Below are 18163 nucleotides of genomic sequence, written 5' to 3'. Positions count from 1 at the left end.
CCGGCTGCGCCTGCAGCCGAATCATCGTCTTTTTTGTGCCTATGCCCGAAATCCCGCCTCTGAACTGCCGGTAAACGTAAAAAAGGACATGCTTTTCGGCAGCCGCATCTCGGCGCGAAAAAGCACGTCCCTTTTAGATTAAGACTGTGGAGGGCTCGATCGTCATATCGCGTTCATCGAGCCGTCCATTCAAACAGCGGAATCCCGTTCGAACGACGGCAGCAGATCGACGATCGTGTCCGGTTTTTCGACCGCAATCAGCGCTTTGCCGATATGCTTGCGCTCGGTCAACGGAGCCTTGCCGGCCGGGAATTCGAAGCGCTCCCCGCTGGACAGCATCGCAATCGCAGGCATTGTCCCGCTTGTGTTGTATGCGCCGATCAAGCGGCTTCCGTTAGGCTTGACGCGCTTGCCTTCTTTGAATTCGAACGTCGCGATCCCTTTGCCGCCGCGGCTTTGGGACGGATACTCCAGCAGCATCGACCGCTTGCCGTAACCGAGGTCGCTGACGACCAGCACCTCGCCGTCGTCGCCCTTGACGAACAGCGCCGCGGCAACGAAGTCCCCTTCTTTAAGCTGAATGCCGCGCACGCCGGCCGAGACCCGGCCCATCGCCGACACTTCCTGTTCGCTGAAGCGAATGCTCATGCCTTCCGCCGTAACGAGCAGCATGTCCTTGTCTCCGTCGCTTAAGTTGACCTGCAGCACTTCGTCTCCCTCGCCCAGTTTGCAGGCGGCGACCCCGCCGCTCCGTTTGGTGGCATAATCGCGCAGAAGCGTTCGCTTCACCTGTCCTTTCCGCGTCGTAAAGACCAGGGACTGCTCCGACTCCTCGAGCTCCTTGACCGGAATGATCGAGACGATCCGCTCTTCCTTATCGAGCGGAATGACGTTGACGATGGCCGTACCGTTATCTTTCCATTTGAATTCCGGAATTTGATGCACAGGCAGCAGGTAGAATTGGCCGCGCTGGGTAAATACGAGCAGCCGATCAAGCGTGCTGACGTCGAGCAGCTGACGGATATAATCGCCTTCGCGCGCGCCGGAAGCATTGCGGTCGCTTCCCGAGCGGGTGAACGACGGCATGCCGGTACGCTTGATGTAGCCTTCCTGCGACAGCGAGACGATCACCTCTTCCTGGGGAATCATGACCTCCAGGTTGAGCTTGATCTCTTCGACTTCGCTCTGCAGCTCCGAACGGCGGGCGATGCCGTATTTGTCGCGGATCTCCGCCAGCTCTTTCCGGATAACGCCCGTCAGCTTGCGGTCGCTGGACAGAATGCCCTCCAACGTCGCAATGCGTTTTTCCAGATCCGAATGTTCCTTTTCAAGCTGGGTAATTTCGAGATTGGTCAGACGGTACAGCTGCAGGGTAAGGATCGAATCCGCTTGGCGTTCGGTAAACCCGAACATCCACTGCAGGTTGTTCTGCGCGTCCTGTCGGTTCTTGGAAGCTCGGATCGCCGCCACCACGTCGTCCAGAATGTTCAGCGCCTTGACGAGACCTTCGAGCACATGGGAACGGTCCTTCGCTTTTTCCAGCTCGTGCGTCGTGCGCTTGGTGATGACTTCGCGCTGGTGCCCGATGTACGCTTCCAGAATCGCTTTGACGCCGAGCTGCTGCGGCGCCTTGTTCACGATCGCGACCATGTTGAAATTGTAGCTGACCTGAAGGTCGGTCTTCTTGAGCAGGTAAGCCAAAATGCCGTTCGCGTCTGCGTCTTTTTTCAGTTCGACGACGATGCGCATCCCTTCGCGTCCGCTCTCGTCGCGCACTTCGGCGATGCCTTCGACTTTTTTCTCCAGCCGGATGTTCTCCATCGCCGTGACGAGACGCGCTTTGACGACTTGATAAGGAATTTCCGTAATGACGATCTGCTGCTTGCCGCCGCGCAGATTTTCGATTTCCGTCCGGGAACGGATCTGGATCTTGCCGCGGCCGGTCGAATACGCTTCGCGGATCCCCGCTTCGCCCATGACGATGCCGCCCGTCGGGAAGTCGGGTCCCTTGATGTGCTGCATGATGCCGTCCAGGTCGATCTCCGGATTCTCCATGACCGCGATGCAAGCATCGATGACTTCCTGCAAATTATGCGTCGGAATCTCCGTCGCAAAGCCTGCCGAAATGCCGCTGACGCCGTTTACGAGCAGGTTCGGATAGCGCGCCGGCAGCACGACCGGTTCTTTGGCCGTATTATCGAAGTTGTCTTTGAACTGGACGGTACGCTTGTCGATATCGCGCAGCATTTCCATCGCGATCGGCGACAGGCGCGCTTCCGTATAACGCATCGCCGCCGCAGGGTCGTCATCGATGGAACCCCAGTTGCCGTGTCCGTCCACAAGCGTATGCGCCATTTTCCACGGCTGCGCCATCCGCACCATGCCCTCGTAGATCGAGGAGTCGCCGTGCGGATGGTAGTTGCCCATCACGTCGCCGACCGTTTTGGCCGACTTGCGGTAGCCTTTTTCCGGCGTGTTGCCCGACTCGTACATCGCGTACAAAATCCGGCGCTGGACGGGCTTGAGCCCGTCGCGCACGTCGGGGATCGCCCGATCCTGAATAATATATTTGGAATACCGGCCGAAGCGGTCGCCGACCACTTCTTCGAGAAATGCCGGTTTGAATTGTTCTTCCGGTACGCTCATAGGTTAAAAATCTCCTTCTGCCCTTTATTCTTCAACCTCGGTAAAGTCCACGTGCTCCACGATCCAGCGCTTGCGCGGGTCGACCTTGTCGCCCATCAGCGTGGACACGCGCCGCTCGGCCTTCGCCGCGTCTTCCACCTGCACCTGCAGCAGCGTGCGGCTTGTCGGATCCATCGTCGTCTCCCAGAGCTGATCGGGGTTCATCTCGCCCAGACCTTTGTAACGCTGCAGTTCGAAGTTTTTGGTACCTTTGGTGACCTTATCAAGCTCTTCGTCGCTCCAAGCGTAGACGACTTCGTTCTTGCGCGATCCTTTGCGGGTGATCTTGAACAGCGGCGGCTGGGCGATATAGACCCGGCCCTGGTCGATCATCGGCTTCATGTAGCGGTAGAAGAAGGTCAGCAGCAGCACTTGAATATGCGCTCCGTCGGTATCGGCGTCCGTCATGATGACGATCTTGGAAAAGTTGCTGTCCTCGATCGCGAATTCCGGTCCGATGCCCGCTCCGATCGCCGAAACGATCGCCCGGTACTCTTCGTTTTTGAGAATTTCGGCCAGTTTGGCTTTCTCCGGATTCAGCGGTTTGCCTTTCAGCGGAAGGATCGCCTGGATTTTCGAATCGCGGCCCTGCTTGGCCGAACCGCCCGCGGAGTCCCCTTCGACGATGAACAGTTCGGTTTTGGTAAAATCCTTCGATTGGGCCGGCGTCAGCTTGCCGTTCAGGTTCGAGCTTTCGCTGCGCTTTTTGCCCGTTCTCATCTCGTCGCGCGCTTTGCGCGCCGCTTCCCGCGCCCGCGCCGCCTGTACGGCTTTGCGGATCAGCACCTGCGCGACCTGCGGGTTCTCCTCCAGGAACTGTGCCGTTTTGTCGGAGACGACGGAGTCGACCGCGCTGCGCGCCGAAGCGCTGCCCAGCTGGTCCTTCGTCTGGCCGACGAATTCCACGTCGCCCATCTTGACGCTGATGACGGCCATCATGCCTTCGCGCAGGTCGCCGCCCTCGAGGTTCTTGTCCTTCTCCTTCAGCACGCCCGTCTTACGGGCGTATTCGTTCAATACGCGCGTATAGGCCGTCTTGAAACCCGTTTCGTGCGTACCTCCGCCGCGCGTCGGAATGGAGTTGACGAACGAAGCGATCGTTTCGGTATAGCCCGCGTTGTATTGGAACGCGACTTCGACTTCGATATCGTCCTTTTCCGCATAGAAACGGATGACTTCGTGCAGCACTTCCTTGCCCTCGTTCAGGAACTCGACGAATTGTTTCGCTCCGCCTTCGTAGTAGAATTCTTCGGTCGTATCCGTCCGATGATCCGTCAGCACGATGCGAAGCCCCGAGTTCAGGAACGCGATTTCCTGCAAACGTTCGGCCAGCGTATTGTAGTTCAACGAGATTCCGGCCTTGAACACGCGAATATCCGGCTTGAACGTAACCTTCGTGCCGGTCTGTCTCGTATTGCCGAGCACTTCGAGTCCGGTTACCGGCTCTCCGACATGCTCCGCTCCCTTCTTGTCTACCCGGTATTCGAACCGCTGACGGTGAATTTTCCCGTCGCGGTAAATTTCGACTTCCAGCCATTCCGACAGGGCGTTGGTCACCGATGCGCCGACGCCGTGCAGACCGCCCGATTTCTTGTATCCGCCGCCGCCGAATTTGCCGCCGGCGTGCAGAACCGTATAGACGACCTGCGGCGTCGGCACGCCGCTCTTATGCATGCCCGTCGGAATGCCCCGTCCGTTGTCCCGTACCGTAACGGACCCGTCCTTGTTCAGCGCGACTTCGATGCGGTCGCAATATTTCGCCAAATGCTCGTCGACCGCGTTGTCGACGATTTCCCATACCAGATGGTGCAGGCCCGAAGAGCTGGTGCTCCCGATGTACATGCCGGGCCGCTTGCGAACGGCGACGAGGCCTTCAAGAACCTGAATGTCGTCCGCGTCATACCCCTGGACGGCCTGCGGGGCCGCCGTCTGCTGTGCCGTGTCGATCTGTTCGGCCATGATTTCTCCCTCTTTCTCTCTTGCTCGCTTTTTGCCTCCGGATCGTCAAAGCGCCGAAATGCAAACAAGTGTTTTCATTTTTGCTCTTTTTATTCTAAGTCAAAACGTCCCTTTTCGTAAAGACGGCAAACGAAATAAACACGGATACTGCCGCCCAAGCGGCCAATACGGCGAGAGAAAAGCCCAGCGTCATGCCTTCGATCGGCGCCGGATTCCCCGCCAAATATTCCGTCAGCCCGAGATTGACCATAAACAAATATTTGGCGCTTGTCCAGGCCGAAGCCATGTTGGCCAGAATCGAACCCGAGATCAGCGCGGCCATCATGACGACGATGCTGGCCGCCGTGCTGCGCACGAGCACGGACACCATGAAGGCCAACAGACCGACGACGACGCCCACGAACCAGACGAGCCCCGCCTGCATCAGCAGGTATTTCCACTGCGGCGTCGCCTGCACGTAAGTCAGATCGACGTCGGAACCGTTCAAGACGAAACCGGTAAATATCGGAATTTTCCAGCCGGCGTAGCCGAAAAAGAGACCCGATACGAGATAACAGATCAGATAGGCGCTGGCGACGATCAGCGAGACGAACATCAGCAGAGCCGTCAATTTGCTTAAAAGCACTTTCCATCTTCGCACGGGACGCGCCAGAAGCATTTTAATGGTGCCTGCGGTTCTCTCGGAAGACACGAGATCGGAGGCGATGGTCAGGATCATAAGCGGAATAAACAGCGTAGCCGAGTTATTGATAAACTCCCGCGTAAAGGTCACGCCGCCCGGTTCGTTCGGATTCACATCGTTATCGAGGTAATACTGCATCTGCTGGATGTAAATCTGCCGGTAGACTTTCCATTCCTGCGGCACCCGGTCGCTGCTCAGCGAATTCTGGTTGTCGATAATCGCCTGCTGCACTTCGAGCCTCCAGTCGCTTCCGTAGCTGTCCCGGCGCTCGAGCGCCTGCTTCATCTGCGCGTAGCTGAAGACCGGAACCATAACGGCGAGAATGAGCAGCACAATGTAAAAGCGTTTCTTTTTTACGATCTTGACGACTTCGTTCTGCACCATGGACCAAAAACGTTTCACTCGATGCCCTCCCCCTCCGTCATTTGCAGGAAGAGCCGCTCCAGCGTCGGCGCGACGCGGTGCACGCCCCTTACGGCAATTCCTTCGCGCACCATCCGGTCCAACACTTCGGCCACGCGGTCTTCCGGGGTTTCCGTTACGACGCTGCGATCGTTGAGCAGGGCAGCCGCCGCATCTTCGAGGAGCGCCGCGCCCGAAGAGTCGATTACGGCGATGTCCGCGTATTCCTGAAGCAGCGCGGCCGCCTTTTCCTTCGGCTCCACGTCCCAGATAACCATGCCGAGCCCCGCTCCCATCAGTTCGTCGACGGAACCTACGGCCAGCTCCCGTCCTCCGCCGATGATGGCGACCCGATCGCACAGCAGCTGAATTTCGCTGAGCAGATGGCTGGACACGAATACCGCCAACCCGCCGGCGGCCAGTTCGCGGATAAACGCGCGCATTTCCTTGATCCCCTTCGGGTCGAGGCCGTTCGTCGGTTCGTCCAGAATCAGCAGCTTCGGGCGGGCGAGCAGCGCCTGCGCGATACCGAGCCGCTGGCGCATGCCGAGCGAATACGTACGCACTTTTTCATGGATTCTTCCGCCCAGATGAACGAGTTCCGTCACTTCGCGGATGCGTTCTTCGTCGATGCCTTCCTGCATACGGGCGAAATGCGTCAAGTTCTCCCAGCCCGTCAGAAACGGGTACATCTCGGGGTTTTCGACGATGGACCCCACGTACTTCAGCGCTTCCTCCGGCTGCTTTTGCACGTCGAATCCGCAAATTTCCACGCTTCCGGAAGTCGGCTTGATCAGTCCGACCAGCATCCGGATCGTCGTCGTCTTGCCTGCGCCGTTCGGACCGAGAAAGCCGAAAATTTCGCCTTCGCGCACGTCGAAGCTGATGCTATGAATGATCGTCTTGCGCCCGATGCGTTTGTTCAAATCGCGGACGCTCAGTACGGAACCGCCGCCTGACTGTTGCATATCGCACTCGTCCCTTCTTTAAATATCGGCTTTCTTTCGTTTATCGTTACGCCTGCTTGGTCGCTTATTCCAATCCCTGCACGATACGCTCCGCAATGCGCTCGTACCCCGCCGAGTTCGGATGAAAATGATCGAATGACAAATAGGCCGCGGGATTGCGCTGGAACAGGTCGAACGTCGGGACAAGCGTCATGTTATCGCCTTCCGAAATTCGGGCGGAGGCCTGCGCGTTCCACTCGGTGATGCCCCGGTCGCCTTGTTCCCGCAGCGTGTCGATGTCGCCGAACGGGTTATACAGCCCGACGTATACGATACGGGCGGAAGGATTAATGGAACGCAGTTCGTCCAGCACTTCTCCAAGACGCTTCGCCGCTTCGGGCAGTACCCGATCCAGGGCGGCGGTATCGGGAGCGGCCGCGCCGATCTGGAGCGCCGCTCCTCCCTGAAACAGATCGTTCGCTCCGATCGAAAGCAGAATAAGGTTCGCTTCTTTCAGTACGTAGCGTAAGCCGGGCTCATCCAGCTCGCCGAGCAGCTGCCGCGTCGTCATCCCGTTGATTCCCAGATTGTTCAGGAAGCGCACTTCGCGTTCGGTTCCGTTGTCGAGCAGAGCCGCCGTTCTTCGGGCAAAGCCCTGCCCGGTCGTATCGCCGGTTCCCTTGGCGAGCGAATCGCCGATCGCGACGATCCGGTAACCGTCTTCTTCGACCGAAGGCGACCGCCGGGTCAGCGGCGCATCTGCCGAAGCGTCCGTATTCACGCCGTTAGGCTGCGGAAACATCAGCTCTTTCGCTCCGTAACCGAAGCCGACGGCCAGAAGCAGCGTAGCCGCCGCCGACAGCGCGGCGGTCGTCCGCCATATCCATTTCCACGAATTCATGCTTCTCCTCCTTAGCCGGCAGGGACGCCCCTTCCGCACAAGTCTTCTCTAATTTAACATAAGTGTTTGTGAAGCGATTTGCAAACGCGCCAAAACGTTTTTTAATCTTTTTTCAAAAAAAAGCTTGCCAACTCTTCGCTTTCTATGATAAGATATTTCTTGTCGCCGGAACAACATCTTCTGTGAAGCCGAGCGGCCGCTAGACGGAATATGGGACATTAGCTCAATTGGCAGAGCATTCGACTCTTAATCGACAGGTTGTAGGTTCGATTCCTACATGTCCCATTCTTTTATATATGAAGAAACCCAACCTCCCGGGAGGTTGGGTTTCTTTTGTTGTTCGGCCTTGAACTTCGGAAGGTCGGCTCGGCCTCTTACGAACTCAGCCGATAAACATCTGCACCCAGTACCCGTTGTGATAGCTGACCCCGATCGACTTGAAATTCGGATTCAAAATGTTGCGGCGATGCCCTTCGCTCTTCATCCAGCTCTGCATCACGCTTTCCGGCGAACGCTGCCCCATCGCGATGTTCTCCCCTGCCGTCCGGTAGGAAATCTTTTGCAGTTTCAGCAGATTGAACGGCGACCCGTATGTGGGGGAAGTATGGTCGAAGTAATTTTTTTTCGACATGTCCATGGCTTTCAAGCTCGAAGCCCGGGATGCCTTGGCGTCGACCGCAAGCGGCCGGAGCCCTGCTTTGCGCCGCTCCAGGTTCACGAGGTAAACGACCTTGGCCTTAAACTGCGCCGCATCGGTCGTCGTTTTCGAATAGGCGGTCTGATAAGCCGTTTGGGCATTCGCGGATTCCGCCGGAGCGGCGATATACAGACCTCCGACCGCCAGCGAAGCCGCCACCGCAAAGGCAGCCGCCCGCTTCGTCAAACGGTTTGTTTTTTCGGACCCCCGACGCTTTTTCCCGAACATGATTTTCACTCGTTATGCTCCTCCTCTTTCACGCAAAAGCATGGTTTAATTTTCTATAATTGGACACGAAGATCCATTTTATCACATTACGCAGCTTATGCAAACCCTTTGTTCCGAATAGGCCTATTCGCCGGCCCGCTTCTCCCCGGGCGGGGCCGAAAACAAAAAGGCTCCGCTCGCAGGAGACGGAACCGAGGGAATGGCTTCTATTTTATCTGGTCCGGCCGCTGCCGTCCGCAATTCACGGAGGCAGTCGGCGCGCCGTTTACAGCGATTTGATGAACTTGCAGCCGAACTTCTCGAAGCCCGAACGCCGGTAAAAGTCGTGCGCGCCGAGGCGGTCTTCGCGATTAATGCCGGTCAAGAAAAGAAATTTGCTCCCGGATTCGGCAGCCCAGGCTTCCGCCTGTTCGACAAGCTGGCGCCCGACTCCGCAGCAGCGGCAGTCTTCATTGACGATAAGCCCCGCGATTTGGGTCATCTGCGCTTCCGTTCCCCGTGCAGGAATCAGCCGAAGCGAGATCATGCCGATCGCTTTTCCGCCGCGTTCTGCCAAATAAGTACGATAATTCGGATTGTTTTCGCGAGTCTCCAGCTGTTCTCTCATCACGCTGGGTGTCGTGGGATACGACAATTGACGCATCAGTTCCGTCAGAACCGCGGCATCCTCGCACGTTGCCGTGCGAAAATCGGCTGTCTTTTCCAGTACATTAGTTGTCATCCGAATACTCCTCTTTTAGCAGACCTGCCGCCTCGCGGGCGCGGCTGCGCGCAGTTTCCACATCTTCCGCCGCGCTCAGCGCGACGGCCATTCTGCGTCCCGGCTTCGAGTCCGGCTTGCCGAATACCCGTACCTGGGTACGCGGGACGCTTAAGGCTTCCGTCAAACCTCCAACCGCAAAACGATCGCTGCTTCGGCTCGCTTTGAGCGTGGCCGAAGCGCCCGGAGTCAGCAGCAGAACTTCCGTAAGCGGAAGTCCGAGAATCGCCCTGACATGCAGCGCGAATTCCGACAGATCCTGCGTCGCCATCGTCACCATGCCGGTGTCGTGGGGACGCGGCGAGACTTCGCTGAACACGACGCCGTCCTTCGTCAGGAACAGCTCGACGCCGAACAGGCCGTAGCCGCCCAGTTCGTCGGTAATCGCTTTGGCGATCCTTTTCGCTTCCTCCAGCTTCTTTTCGTCCATCGGATGCGGCTGCCACGATTCCACGTAATCGCCGTCCTTCTGAATATGCCCGATCGGCGGACAAAATAGCGTCCCCGACACGCTTCTGACCGTGAGCAGCGTAATTTCGCTCTCGAACGGCACGAACGCTTCCACGATGACGCGGGTGCTGTTCTTCGCGCGAGCGCCTTCCAGCGCGTACTCCCAGCACCGCTGCGCGTCTTCCGGCGTGCGCAGCACGCTCTGTCCCTTGCCCGAAGAGCTCATCAGCGGCTTGATCACGCACGGCGCGCCAAGTTCGGCCACCGCCGCCTTCAATTCGTCCAGCGTATTCGCGAAACGGTAGGCCGCCGTCGGCAGTCCCAGAGTCGAAGCCGCCAAATTCCGAATTCCCTCGCGGTCCATCGTCAGCCTTGCCGCCGTCGCCGTCGGAATCACGCGGAATCCTTCGTTCTCCAGCTTCTCCAGCACAGGCGTCGCGATCGCTTCGATCTCCGGCACGATCAGGTCCGGCCGCTCGCGCAGAATCAGTTCGCGCAGCGCATCCGCATCCAGCATGTCGACGACATGGCTGCGATGGGCCACCTGCATGGCCGGAGCGCCTTCGTAACGATCGACCGCAATGCACTCGACGCCGAGGCGCTGCGCTTCGATTACGACTTCTTTGCCCAGTTCACCGCTGCCGAGAAGCATGATCTTCTTCGCGTCCGCGGATAATGGAGCCCCCCACATCGTTAACCAACTCCTACGCCTTTTTGGTTTGTCCTTTTCTATTTTGTGTGCTCGCCCGCCGAATTGCAACCCTGATCGCTCAAATTTTTATGAAAAAATGACGAAAACCTGCGAAAAAAGTCGCAGGTTTTCCGGTAGCCATGACTTATATATTCATCAACTTTCAGAGAGAGGACGCTTTTACAAAAAACGGAATTGAGCTTCGACCAGACCGTTGTAAATTCCGCCGTGCCGAACAAGCTCCGCGTGCGTTCCCTGCTCTTTGATCTCTCCGTGGTCGAGCACGATAATCTTGTCGGCATGACGGATCGTCGAGAGACGATGCGCGACGATAAACGAAGTCCGTCCCTGCAGCAGCACCTTGAGCGCTTCCTGGATTTTCAGCTCGGTCTCCGTATCGATGCTGGCCGTCGCTTCGTCCAGGATCAGAATGCGCGGATCGGCCAGCAGCGCGCGGGCGAACGACAGCAGCTGACGCTGTCCCATCGAGAGCGCGCTGCCGCGCTCTTCGACTTCCGTGTCGTACCCGGCAGGCAGCGACGCAATGAAGTCGTGCGCTTTGACCGCCCGCGCCACTTCTTCGATCTCCTCATCCGTCGCATCGAGACGGCCGAATCGGATGTTGTCGCGGATCGTGCCCGAAAAAATGAACGTATCCTGCAGCACGATGCCGATCTGCGTGCGCAAACTTTCCAATTTGACGTCGCGAACATCGACGCCGTCGATCTTCACGGAGCCCTGCGTCACGTCGTAGAAGCGGCTGAGCAGGTTGATGATCGTCGACTTGCCGGAGCCCGTGTGGCCGACGAGCGCGATCGACTGCCCCGCTTTGGCTTCGATGTCGATTCCTTTGAGCGCCTGGCGTCCCGGTTCGTATTCGAATACCACTTTCTCCAATTTGACGTCGCCCTTGATTTTCGGCAGCGGCTTGGCGCCGGGTTTGTCGTCGATCGCGGGCTTCTCGTCCAGAAATTCGAAGATCCGTTCCGAGGAAGCCATCGCCACGAGCAGTTGGTTATACATTTGCCCCAACCGGTTGATCGGATCCCAGAAATTGCCGACGTAGTTCGCGAAGGTGACGAGCAGACCGATGGTCACTTCGCCCTGCTGAATCAGGTAAGTCCCGTACCAGAACAGGATCATCGATCCGACGCCGCCCGTAATTTCGATCAGCGGACCGAACGACTGGTTCATCGTCGAAGCGCGATTCCACGACTTGCGGCTGTCCTGGTTCATGCCGTCGAAAAACTTCATGTTTTCTTTTTCCTGCGTGTAAGCCTGGGTTACGCGGATCCCCTGGATCGCTTCGTTCAAGTGCGAGTTGATGCGCGAATTTTTCATCCGTACGTCCTGCCAGGCCATCCGGATTTTTTGCCGCAGCTTGGTCGAGATGAAGAACATGACCGGAACGGTCAGCATGACCGCCAGGCCGAGCTTCCAGTTGATCAACAGCAGGATGACCACGATGCCCGTCAGCTGCACGCAGTCGATCAGCAGGTTGACGGCGCCGTTCGTGAACAAATCCTGCAGCGAGTTGACGTCGTTCGTTACCCGGACGAGTACGGAACCCGCCGGCCTTTTATCGAAAAAGTTGAACGACAGCTTTTGAATGTGCGTGAACAGCGAAGAGCGAATGTCGTAAATGACCCGCTGTCCGATGATATTGGTGTACTTGATGCGGAAGATGTTGGCGGCCCACTGTACAATATACAGCCCAAGAATCGAAGCCGTCACGACGTACAGCAGGGTCAGGTTGCCCGGCTTGATCGCCTTGTCGATCGCCAGCACCCCGGTCAAATACGGAACGGCCAACTTGGTAACCGTACCCAGAATCGTCATCAGAATGATCAGAGGAAGCATCTGCTTGGCGTAAGGCCTCATGTAGCCGAACAGCCGGACGAACTGCTTCCAGTTGAACGCTTTGTCGATCTCGTCGTCGTCTTTGTAAACGAAACGCTGCTGGTCCGGATTCTCCTGCGGCTGCTTGTTCAGCTCCGGATTCAACTTTTCGGTATGCGTGCTCACAGAATCGCCTCCCCTTCGCCGCCGCTGTTCTCCGTCCGGGCGATGTGGTCGGCATACTGAATGCTGTACACGTCGTGGTAAGGTCCGGGCTGGGCGATCAACTGCTCATGCTTCCCGCGCTGCACGATCCGTCCTTCTTCGAGCACGAGGATTTCGTCCGCATGGCGCAGCGAGGAGATCCGGTGCGCGATGATGAACGTGGTTCGTCCCTTCATGACTTCCTGGAAGCCGGCCTGAATCTCGTGCTCGGTCTCCATGTCGACGGCGCTGGTCGCGTCGTCGAGAATCAGAATTTTCGGATTTTTGAGCAGCGCCCGCGCGATGGCGATCCGCTGTTTCTGGCCGCCCGACAGTCCCATGCCGCGCTCGCCCACGATCGTATCGTAGCCTTCGTTCATTTCCATAATAAAGTCGTGCGCTTTCGCCAGCTTGGCGGCCCGAACGATCTCCTCCTGCGAAACGTTGTTCATGCCGTAGGCGATATTGCCTTTGATCGTCGAGGAAAACAGGAACGTCTCCTGAAATACCGTGGCGATCTGACCGCGCAGATCTTCGACCCGAATATCTCGGATATCCGTGCCGTCGAGCCGGACCGAGCCTTCCGTCACGTCGTAAGCCCGCATCAGCAGCTGAATGATCGTCGATTTGCCGGAACCCGTTCCGCCCAGCAGACCGATGACTTTGCCGGGAGGCGCATCGATATTAATGTCGTGCACGGCCCGCAGCTTATTGCCGTAGGCGAAGCCGACTTTCTCGAACGTCACGTGTCCGCGCACCTTTTCTTCGTCCAGCGCCGCGGCGCCTTCTTTGTCGCGCACGTCGATCGGCTGGTTCAGAATTTCCAATACCCGCTCGCCGGACGCTTCCGACTGGGTGTAGTTGTTGATATGGAAGCCCGCGCCCCACATCGGTCCGATAATGTACCAGATCAAACTGAAAAAGGCGACCAGTTCGCCGATCGTCAGACTGCCCCGAACGACCATCGTGCCTCCGACGCCGAGCAGCAGCACCGCGCAGGCCGAAGCGAGCAGCTCCATCGCCGGGAAGTAACGGCTCCACAAGCCGGAAGCGTGCAGCTGGTTGTTTTTGTAGCGGTCGTTGCGCAGCGAGAACTTGCTGACTTCGTACGGTTCGCGCGCAAACGCTTTGACGGTCCGTACGCCGGTCACGTTCTCCTGCACGGCCGTCGTCAGGGAACTCTGCGCGAGACGCATTTCCTGGAACGCCGGATGAATCCGCGACTCGAAGCGCAGCGCCACGTAGACCAGCGCGGGGATCGTGATCAGCGTGAACAGCGTCAGCTGCCAGTTGATCGAAAGCATCATCGCCGCTCCGAACCCGACCATCAGGAACAAATTGAGAATCTGGGCGAAGCCGAACCCGATGAACAACCGAATCGCTTCGAGGTCTCCGGTCAGACGGGACATCAAGTCGCCCGTCTTGGCGGTATCGTAGTAGCGGAACGATAAAAACTGCAGCTTCTCGTAGCAGGCGTTGCGCAGACGGTAAGCGAGATGATTACCAAGCATTGCGCCGAAGAAGCCGTGCAGGAACTGCATCAGCGCTTTAAGCGCCACCACGCCGACCACGGCGAGCGCGAGCTTCGGCACTCCTTCGAAATTGCGGGGCGTAATCACGTCGTCGATCAGCACTTGAAGCAGTTTGGGGTACACCAACCCCAGGGCAGTGGCGATTGCCAGGAAAAGAATCGAGGCGAACATATACGCCTTCTTCTCCCAGTAATAGTCCTGCAGTCGCCTGAGAACGTTCATGTCTTTCCTCCTCGTTTGTCGGGACCCGTTTTTTCCGTTCGCGGTCCCATTCCGTATAAAGATGCATTTGCTTTAGCATAATGCAGTTTATCACCCCGCTTTTATCCCGGCAAAGCGAGGAAAAAAGCGTATTTTGGCAAGGAGGGTTCTATGCATGCGGCTGACGTTGTCAGCGCATTCATTTATATAAAATGGTCACGCATTCTCGTTCATTCGGCGACTTTGGCGAATTTGACGAAATATGACGCAAAAAATTCGAAAACGCTTTAATTTTTTCGGATTCGTTGTTTACGGATAATGAAAAAAACGCTGCCAAGCGGCTCGGGCGAAATTCCCGATTCTTTTCTTCATTATAAGAATACGGAACACAACCGGCGGAAACGCAAAAAACGCTCCGTTGAAACGGAGCGTTTTTTCGTCCTCTTCTAACTCCGCCCCAAATACCGGAAAAAGCCGAAGTCCGCGAAGCTCCCATGAAGTCTCTCCAGGTCGTGAACGCAGATTCCGACGAAGCAGCCCGTAAAGCCGCCTGAAAGAAAGCCGATTCGATAGCTTGCGCCCAGCTCCCTCCAATCCTTATCCGCAGCGCCGCGATAACAGAAGCGTGCTTCCGCGCCGTCGACTTCGACCGCAAGGCCTATTTCTCCGGCACCGTCGACGGAAACCGGCTGCGGCAGAAACTCGAAGGCCTCTCCGTCGCCTCGCATGACCGACAGCACGCGGCCCGCTTCTTCGTCCGCGGTGACGCAGGCGTACAAATACTTCGATTCGCTGAGATACAGCATCAGACCCGCCATTTGCATAAAGGAATCCGGCCGGTACTCCACCGACGTCTCCGCGCGGAACGCGAAGTCCGTCTGCCGGACGGCCAACAGATGATGACGGAACAAGCTTTGCGGCGATTCGCCCGACGTTATCCGAAGATAGCCCGGGCGGGCTGTCAGCGAACACCAGCCGCCGCCGGGCAGAATGCGGGGGCTGTTCCAGCCTCTTCCCAGGTCGGATCCGGCAAAATCGTCCTCGAATCGGCCTGCGGCTGCCGCCGGCTGCCGGAATCCTTCCGGCCGATTCGCATATTCCGCCGGCACTTCGAACGCAGGCTGCGGCGTATGTCCGCCGGCGGCAAGCCTCAGCCAGCCCTCTTCGTCCCATTCCACCCGCTGCAGCGCCGTTTCCCGGCCCAGAATCGCGTATTTGCCTTCGACCGGGCGGGTACACAGGTGGGCGATCACCCAATCGCCGCCGGGCGTTTGGACCAAGCTCGCATGGCCCGCGCACTGCAGCGGCCAGTCGGGCCGATCGCTCGAAGTCAGCATGGGATTGCGCGGATCGACTTCGTACGGTCCGAGCAGATTCCGGGATCTGGCGACGGTCACCGCGTGTCCCGCTCCCGTGCCTCCTTCTGCCGTCACCAGATAATACAGGCCGTTATGCCGATACAGATGCGGCGCTTCCGTCTTGCGCAGCTCCGTCCCGCCGAAAATTTTGACCGGTCGGCCCGTAAGGCGGCGCCGCTCGGGATCATATTGTTGAATCGCGATGCCGGCCGACTTGTTGCCTTCCGGAATCCGATGGTCCCAGAGCACGTTCAGCAGCCATTTGCGGCCGTCCTCGTCATGGAACAGCGAAGGATCGAACCCGACGCCGTTCAAATAGATCGGTTCCGACCACGGACCGTCGATCGAAGGCGCCGTGATCAAATAATTCCGGACATCCTTGAACGGTCTTCGCGTGCTTTTCACATCGGTATAAATCAGATAAAAAAGATCGTCGGCAAAGCTCAGCTGCGGTGCCCAAATGCTGCAGTCGCGAGGATTCCCGGCCAATTCGGCCTGTCCCGCCAGCACGTCGGTCCGATGGCTCCATTCGGTCAAATCGCGCGACTCGTAAATCCGGATGCCCGGCAGCCATTCGAAAGACGAAACCGCGATGTAATACGTCTCCTTCACCCGGATCATGCAGGGATCGGGGTTAAACCCCCGCAGCACCGGGTTTTCGATCCGAACCGCCGGCGATTCAAGTTCCGCCCGCGAGGCATTTCGGTTCATGTTCGTCCTCCCCTTTCCGGCCAAGCGAGTTCTTCCCAGAATCGATCGTTTCCGAACATCCGCTCTTTGCTCCAGTCTTCCTCCCCGAACGGACGACGGATCGCCCATGAAGCGCGTACGGACGACAGCCGGGAGGCTTCTTCGACATATTCCCGGTAATCCGCCGTCCGTTCGTTCGCCGGGTCTCCCCAGTCATGCCAGCCGGCCGGATGGATATGATCTCCCGTCCGGCAGCCCGCGAACACCGTTTTGGCATGCGCCCGCCAAGGCCGACCCAGATAGACGGAAGCGGGAGCCACGCCGCTTCCGGCCGTCAGCAGGCAATCCCGGAAGACGAAGCCGTATTCCTGGTTTTCCGGCGTGGAAGCCGCGGTCACGTAACCGGCGGCTTCGGGTCCGGTCCGGGCAACGCTGTGCAGCTCGCAGTGTTCGAAAAAAGCGGAAGCCCCGCCGAATATGTAATCGACCGTCCCTTCGATTCGGCAGTTTTGATACAGTTGACGATGCTGCGCGCGGCTTTGGCGAACTTGGATTCCTCCGAACGAAACGCGCTTTTTCGGAGAAGGCGGAAGGGGACCGGTGAACAGCGTGTCCTGATGCCCTTTGAACGTGCAGGAGCGGAAGACCGCCCGGTCGCAGTAGGCGCTCAGCGCGACCGCCTGCCCGACCTCCTCCCCCTGCCCGGCCGAGTTCGCCACCGTCACGTTTTCGACCAGCAGGCCGCTCCCGCCGAGAAACAGCGTCGGCGTGGCGAACGTGCCGATTTCTTCGCCGTCCGCGCCTTTTTCCCGGGCATGGCGGTCCATAACGATCTCCACCCGGCCGATCCCGACGATCGACAGGTTCGAGCGGTGAATTTCCACCTGCTCGCGGTAAGTGCCGGGCAGAAGAACAAGCGTGTCGTGCACGCCGCCGGGACGGCGTTCCAGCCGCTCGACGGCTTCCCGGATCGTCGCGTAATCGCAGCCTTTTTCCCTGCCTACCCATACGGCCATCGTTTCCCCTCCTTTCCGCGTTTTACAGATGCTCCCGCAAAAATCCCTTCCAGCATTCCCGCATCTCCAGCGTCTCCGCATGCCCGCCGCCCGTCACGACCGAACTCCAGCGTTCCGGGCAGCCGGCTTCCGCATAAGCGGCCCGCAGCTCCCCGTCCAACCGGCGCACGCCTTCCGGCGGACAGAGCCGGTCATGCCCGCCGTTCAGGCTGATCCGCGGGCGGGGAACGATGCGTTTCTGGATATCGATCGTCTCCGCATGCTTGAGCAGCCCGGGCACGTACGAGTAAAAACCGTGATGATCGAGCCCCCGCCGCTCGATAAGCGCTCTCGCTTCCACCTGCCCGCAGATGTCGACGGTGACGCCGATCCGCTCGTCCAGCGCCGCCGACCACCAGGCCATCATGGCGCCCATCGACATGCCGACCGTCGCGATCCGGGAAGAGTCCGTATCTTCCCGTCCGCATAAATAATCCAAAAACTTCAAATTGTCGTGCAGCATCATGCCCCACATGACCTGCCCGTTCCAAAGCATTTCTTTGAACGTTTCGCTCTCCGCTCTGCCGCCGCGCTCGCCGAAGCACCACATATCGATGCAGCAGGCCGCGTATCCCATGGCGGTCAGCTCTCGGGCAAACGAATCCTGCTGCAGATACGGACTGCTGCGTATCAGTTCACGCTTTCCCTGTTCGTAATTCCCGCCGTGCGAATGATTGAACAGCACGACGGGATAAGGTCCTTCGCCTTCCTCCGGAAGAGCGACATAAGCCGGCACCTCCTCGATGCCGTTCAGTTCGAGCAGCAGCGACTCCAGGCGGTAACCGTCGAACGCTTCCCGGCGGACGAGCTTGGCGGATGCCGGCCGGTCTTCCGGCAGGTCGCCGAGAAGCTTCCACAGCGGATCTTCGCGCATGAGTTTCC

The 18163-nt window shown here is 58.3% G+C and carries 13 protein-coding genes and 1 tRNA gene; 1 reads left to right on the top strand and 13 read right to left on the bottom strand.

Annotated features, from left to right (window positions below):
* Nucleotides 1-189: 189 nt before the first annotated feature.
* From gyrA to GYN08_RS03265, 5 genes are all read right to left on the bottom strand, one after another.
* Nucleotides 190-2646 carry a DNA gyrase subunit A gene (gene gyrA / locus GYN08_RS03285; RefSeq protein WP_166272434.1) on the bottom strand — a complete coding sequence of 819 codons (2457 nt, stop codon included), beginning with the start codon at nucleotides 2644-2646 and terminating at the stop codon, nucleotides 190-192.
* A gap of 24 nt (nucleotides 2647-2670) precedes the next feature.
* A complete protein-coding gene (parE, locus tag GYN08_RS03280; protein WP_166272432.1) occupies nucleotides 2671-4644 on the bottom strand; it encodes a DNA topoisomerase IV subunit B in 1974 nt (657 codons plus the stop codon).
* A 94-nt stretch (nucleotides 4645-4738) separates the two neighbouring features.
* Nucleotides 4739-5728 (bottom strand): ABC transporter permease, encoded by a 990-nt coding sequence (locus tag GYN08_RS03275; RefSeq protein WP_408015042.1) that lies wholly within the window; start codon nucleotides 5726-5728, stop codon nucleotides 4739-4741.
* Nucleotides 5725-6696: an ABC transporter ATP-binding protein gene (locus GYN08_RS03270; protein ID WP_166272429.1), complete on the bottom strand. Its 972-nt coding sequence runs from the start codon at nucleotides 6694-6696 to the stop codon at nucleotides 5725-5727. The genes GYN08_RS03275 and GYN08_RS03270 overlap by 4 nt, the downstream gene beginning before the upstream one ends.
* A gap of 64 nt (nucleotides 6697-6760) precedes the next feature.
* On the bottom strand, nucleotides 6761-7576 hold the full coding sequence (locus GYN08_RS03265) for a GDSL-type esterase/lipase family protein (RefSeq protein ID WP_166272427.1): 816 nt from the start codon (nucleotides 7574-7576) through the stop codon (nucleotides 6761-6763).
* A gap of 212 nt (nucleotides 7577-7788) precedes the next feature.
* Here GYN08_RS03265 and GYN08_RS03260 point away from each other — a divergent pair.
* Nucleotides 7789-7861 (top strand) — tRNA-Lys (locus GYN08_RS03260).
* A 97-nt stretch (nucleotides 7862-7958) separates the two neighbouring features.
* Here the strand turns inward: GYN08_RS03260 and GYN08_RS03255 are convergent.
* The 8 genes from GYN08_RS03255 to GYN08_RS03220 all read right to left on the bottom strand — a co-directional run bounded on the left by GYN08_RS03255 (nucleotide 7959) and on the right by GYN08_RS03220 (nucleotide 18155).
* On the bottom strand, nucleotides 7959-8501 hold the full coding sequence (locus tag GYN08_RS03255) for a CAP domain-containing protein (protein ID WP_166273099.1): 543 nt from the start codon (nucleotides 8499-8501) through the stop codon (nucleotides 7959-7961).
* Nucleotides 8502-8766: 265 nt separating this feature from the next.
* Complete coding sequence (locus tag GYN08_RS03250; protein ID WP_166272425.1) at nucleotides 8767-9222, bottom strand: GNAT family N-acetyltransferase; 456 nt, start codon at nucleotides 9220-9222, stop codon at nucleotides 8767-8769.
* The gene (purT, locus tag GYN08_RS03245; protein ID WP_166272423.1) at nucleotides 9212-10402 is read right to left on the bottom strand and encodes a formate-dependent phosphoribosylglycinamide formyltransferase; all 1191 of its coding nucleotides are present in this window, start codon (nucleotides 10400-10402) and stop codon (nucleotides 9212-9214) included. Before purT ends, GYN08_RS03250 begins: the two co-directional genes overlap by 11 nt.
* 180 nt (nucleotides 10403-10582) lie before the next feature.
* Nucleotides 10583-12406: an ABC transporter ATP-binding protein gene (locus GYN08_RS03240; RefSeq protein ID WP_166273098.1), complete on the bottom strand. Its 1824-nt coding sequence runs from the start codon at nucleotides 12404-12406 to the stop codon at nucleotides 10583-10585.
* A 17-nt stretch (nucleotides 12407-12423) separates the two neighbouring features.
* Complete coding sequence (locus tag GYN08_RS03235; RefSeq protein ID WP_166272421.1) at nucleotides 12424-14199, bottom strand: ABC transporter ATP-binding protein; 1776 nt, start codon at nucleotides 14197-14199, stop codon at nucleotides 12424-12426.
* Nucleotides 14200-14624: 425 nt separating this feature from the next.
* Entirely contained in the window at nucleotides 14625-16247 is a 1623-nt protein-coding gene (locus tag GYN08_RS03230; protein ID WP_166272419.1) for a glycoside hydrolase family 43 protein, read from the bottom strand.
* Nucleotides 16244-17242, bottom strand: coding sequence for a pectinesterase family protein (locus GYN08_RS03225; RefSeq protein ID WP_166272417.1), 999 nt, complete (start codon nucleotides 17240-17242; stop codon nucleotides 16244-16246). Before GYN08_RS03225 ends, GYN08_RS03230 begins: the two co-directional genes overlap by 4 nt.
* A 22-nt stretch (nucleotides 17243-17264) precedes the next feature.
* Complete coding sequence (locus GYN08_RS03220) at nucleotides 17265-18155, bottom strand: dienelactone hydrolase family protein (RefSeq protein ID WP_166272415.1); 891 nt, start codon at nucleotides 18153-18155, stop codon at nucleotides 17265-17267.
* Between the last annotated feature and the right edge of the window lie 8 nt (nucleotides 18156-18163).

The organism is Saccharibacillus alkalitolerans (genome assembly GCF_011090185.1).
Classification (GTDB): domain Bacteria; phylum Bacillota; class Bacilli; order Paenibacillales; family Paenibacillaceae; genus Saccharibacillus; species Saccharibacillus alkalitolerans.
Note: the sequence above shows the minus strand (reverse complement) of the source record. Positions and strands in the feature narration are given on the sequence as shown.

Bases quoted from the DNA above. Each gene is read 5' to 3' on its own strand.
- gyrA (WP_166272434.1), bottom strand. From the start codon at position 2,646: ATGAGCGTACCGGAAGAACAATTCAAACCGGCATTTCTCGAAGAAGTG.
- parE (WP_166272432.1), bottom strand. From the start codon at position 4,644: ATGGCCGAACAGATCGACACGGCACAGCAGACGGCGGCCCCGCAGGCC.
- GYN08_RS03270 (WP_166272429.1), bottom strand. From the start codon at position 6,696: ATGCAACAGTCAGGCGGCGGTTCCGTACTGAGCGTCCGCGATTTGAAC.
- GYN08_RS03265 (WP_166272427.1), bottom strand. From the start codon at position 7,576: ATGAATTCGTGGAAATGGATATGGCGGACGACCGCCGCGCTGTCGGCG.
- GYN08_RS03255 (WP_166273099.1), bottom strand. From the start codon at position 8,501: ATGTTCGGGAAAAAGCGTCGGGGGTCCGAAAAAACAAACCGTTTGACG.
- GYN08_RS03250 (WP_166272425.1), bottom strand. From the start codon at position 9,222: ATGACAACTAATGTACTGGAAAAGACAGCCGATTTTCGCACGGCAACG.
- purT (WP_166272423.1), bottom strand. From the start codon at position 10,402: ATGTGGGGGGCTCCATTATCCGCGGACGCGAAGAAGATCATGCTTCTC.
- GYN08_RS03235 (WP_166272421.1), bottom strand. From the start codon at position 14,199: ATGAACGTTCTCAGGCGACTGCAGGACTATTACTGGGAGAAGAAGGCG.
- GYN08_RS03230 (WP_166272419.1), bottom strand. From the start codon at position 16,247: ATGAACCGAAATGCCTCGCGGGCGGAACTTGAATCGCCGGCGGTTCGG.
- GYN08_RS03225 (WP_166272417.1), bottom strand. From the start codon at position 17,242: ATGGCCGTATGGGTAGGCAGGGAAAAAGGCTGCGATTACGCGACGATC.
- GYN08_RS03220 (WP_166272415.1), bottom strand. From the start codon at position 18,155: ATGCGCGAAGATCCGCTGTGGAAGCTTCTCGGCGACCTGCCGGAAGAC.